We start from the raw sequence: 2,957 nt of genomic DNA, 5'->3' as shown, positions 1-2,957 counted from the left end.
GGATCAGCCCGTCCTCGACCAGCAGCGTCTGCACCGACTCCACCTTGCCGTCCACACAGCGCAGCAGACCCGGCAAGCCGTTGACCCGTACCAGCTGCAGAGTCTGCACCTGCCCGTCGCGGCGCAGGCGCCGAGCCGTGGCGAAGTACAGCAGCGCCAGGCGGCGCCCGGTTTCCAGCACGCGGCCAAAGGAAGCCACCTTGCCGCCGCCGTCGCTGATCAGCGCGGCATCGGGGGCAAAGAGGGCCTGGATCTGCGCCAGATCTCCGCCCTGCGCGGCCTGGGCAAAGCGGCGCAGCAGCTCGGCATGGGCTTCGGCCGGCGCATCAAAGCGCGGCCGTCCGGCCTTCACATGGGCCCGTGCGCGGTGCACCAGTTGACGACAGGCGGCCTCGCTGCGGCCCAGGGCCTGGGCCACTTCGGCATAGTCGGCATCGAAGACCTCGCGCAGCAAAAAAGCCGCGCGCTCCTCGGGAGTGAGCTGCTCCAACACAAACAGCAGCGCGGTGGAAACATCGTGGGCCCGCTCCAGCAAGTCCTCGGCCGAAGGTGCCGCCTCGGTCCAGGGCTGGACTAGCGGCTCGGGCAACCAGAAACCTGCATAGTGCTCGCGCTCCACGCGCAGGCGCCGCAGCCGGTCTATGGCCAGCCGCGTGGCCGTGGTCACCAGCCAAGCCTCGGGCTGGGCAATGACGGCACGCTCGCTGTCCTGCCAGCGCAGCCAGACATCCTGCACCAGATCCTCGGCCTCGGCCCGCTGGCCCAGCATGCGATAGGCCAGGCCGAACAAACGCCGCCGATGGCGCTCGAATTCCTGCAGTCCCGCATCGGCGGACGGCACAGCGTGGGAAGTGGGGCTCACGGGGGGTCTCCTGCAAATAGGCTGAGGGCCGGCCACCCAGTGTGACAGGCCTCAAGCCTTAGACGCAGAACCAGCGTACTTTGTGACAGAGTGCCGGCTTAAAACCGGCGCGCCCCAGACCAGGTACGGCAAGCAAGGGCCGCCCCGCAGCGATGCCGTAGTCCCGTTGCACGTCGCCCCTGGGGGGAAGCCGCTCAGCGGCTCAGGGGGGATCAATACCCCACGGCGCAACCATCCTTGCGCGGGTCGGAGCCGGCAATATAGTGCTCGCCGTCGCGCAGCACCAGTTGTGCGCCGCCAAAGGCGAACACGCCGTGACCGGCCTCTACGCTGACTTCATGGCCGCGCGCGCGCAGCTGTTCCACCACGGCGGCGTCGAAGGTCGGCTCCACCGCCACGCCTTTGCCGCCGGTCACGCGCCAGCGCGGTGCATCGGCCGCAGCCTGTGGGTTCTGGCCGTAGCGCAGCACGCGCAGCGCCATCTGCAAATGGCCCTGGCTTTGCATAGGTCCGCCCATGACGCCGAAAGCCATTTGCGGCGTGCCGTCGGCCTTCATGGCAAAGGCCGGAATGATGGTGTGCGAGGGGCGCTTGCGCGGGCCGACCTCATTGACATGGCCAGCCTCGGTGGTAAAGCCGTGGCCGCGGTTCTGCAGGCTGATGCCCGTGCCCGGCACGACCACGCCCGAGCCGAAGCCCATGTAGTTGGACTGGATGAAGGAGACCATCATGCCGCTGGCATCGGCCGCCGCCAGATAGACCGTACCGCCGGGACGCGGTGCGCCATAGCTTGGCAGGCTGGCCTTGTCACGATCAATAAGCTGGGCGCGCTCGCGCAGATAGTCGCGGTCCAGCAGCTGCGCGGGGGTGACGCGCATATGCTCCAGGTCGGCGTTGTGCTGGTGCAGATCGGCAAAGGCCAGCTTCATGGCCTCGATCTGCAGGTGGACGCTGTCCACTCCGTCCAGCGGCTGCTCTCCGACGCCCAATTCATCCAGCATGCCCAGCGCCATCAGCGCCGCAATGCCCTGGCCGTTGGGCGGAATCTCGTGGATCACCGAATCACCGAACTTCTGCGACACCGTGCCCACCCATTCGGCCTGGTGCGCGGCCAGGTCTTGCTCGGTCATCACGCCGCCGCAGGCTCGCGAATGCGCGGCCATTTTTTGCGCCAGCGCGCCACGGTAGAAGGACTCGCCCATGGTCGCGGCAATCTCCTCCAGCGTGCGCGCATGGGCTTCGCTCTTGAACACTTCGCCGGCTCTGGGCGCACGGCCGTCGGGCAGAAAGCATTCGGCAAAGCCGGGCTGATCGCCCAGCTTCTTGCCGCCCAGCTCCCACAGCGTGGCAATCGTGGGCGAGACCGCAAAGCCGTTGCGCGCATAGGCTATGGCCGGCTGCGCCACCTGAGCGAAAGGCAGTTTGCCAAAGCGCTGGGACAGTGCCACCCAGGCCGACACGGCGCCGGGTACCGTCACGGCATTCCAGCCTTTTTCGGGGATACCGCCGAGCTGGGCAAAGTATTCGGGCGTCCAGCCCTCTGGCGAGCGACCCGAGGCATTGAGGCCGTGCAGCTCCTTGCCGTCCCAGATAATGGCAAAGCCGTCGCTGCCTATGCCGCAGCCTGTGGGCTCGACCACGGTGAGCGTCATCGCCGCAGCCAGCGCCGCGTCCACGGCGTTGCCGCCGGCCAGCAGCATGGAAAGGCCGGCCTGTGCGGCCAGAGGCTGCGAAGTGCTGACCACGTTGCGGCCCAGCACCGGCGAGCGCTGCGAGGCATAGGGAAGCGTCCAGTCTTTGACGAGGTTTGTCATATCTAAGTCCGATCAGTGATTCAAGTGCGCTGCACACAAAACTGGCGCGCCCATCGGCACACGCCGAGCAAGGGCCGCCCCGCAGCGAGGGCGTGGTCCCCCTCCCGCGTAGCAAGAGAGGGGGAAGGCGCGAAGCGACTCAGGGGGGTGCTTTATTCCAAAGTGATCCGGTTGTCCTTGATGACCTTGGCCCAGCGTGCGCTGTCGGCCTGCACCATGGCGGCGAACTGGGCGGGCGTCTGCGCCTTGGCGGGCTCCACGCCCTGCTTGGCCAGGCTGGC

At 67.6% G+C, this 2,957-nt stretch carries 2 protein-coding genes and 1 pseudogene; all 3 read right to left on the bottom strand.

Translation table 11 applies throughout. The annotated features are described in order from the left end of the window. On the bottom strand, nt 1-862 hold an 862-nt coding region (gene sigJ, locus RR928_RS24625), incomplete at its 3' end, for an RNA polymerase sigma factor SigJ (protein ID WP_332684698.1). Between the two features lie 212 nt (nt 863-1,074). Further along, nucleotides 1,075-2,676 carry a gamma-glutamyltransferase family protein gene (locus RR928_RS24620; RefSeq protein ID WP_332684696.1) on the bottom strand — a complete coding sequence of 534 codons (1,602 nt, stop codon included), beginning with the start codon at nt 2,674-2,676 and terminating at the stop codon, nt 1,075-1,077. Between the two features lie 152 nt (nt 2,677-2,828). After that, nucleotides 2,829-2,957 (bottom strand): annotated as a pseudogene (locus tag RR928_RS24615) (tripartite tricarboxylate transporter substrate binding protein); the annotation flags it as partial.

The sequence above is a fragment of the Comamonas sp. genome, from assembly GCF_036666375.1.
In the GTDB taxonomy this organism is placed as follows: Bacteria; Pseudomonadota; Gammaproteobacteria; order Burkholderiales; family Burkholderiaceae_C; genus Comamonas.
The sequence above is the reverse complement of the archived record's forward strand: the minus strand, read 5'-3'. Positions and strand labels throughout refer to the sequence as shown.

Coding starts and splice junctions, on each gene's coding strand:
- RR928_RS24620 (WP_332684696.1), bottom strand. CDS start 2,676: ATGACAAACCTCGTCAAAGACTGGACGCTTCCCTATGCCTCGCAGCGC.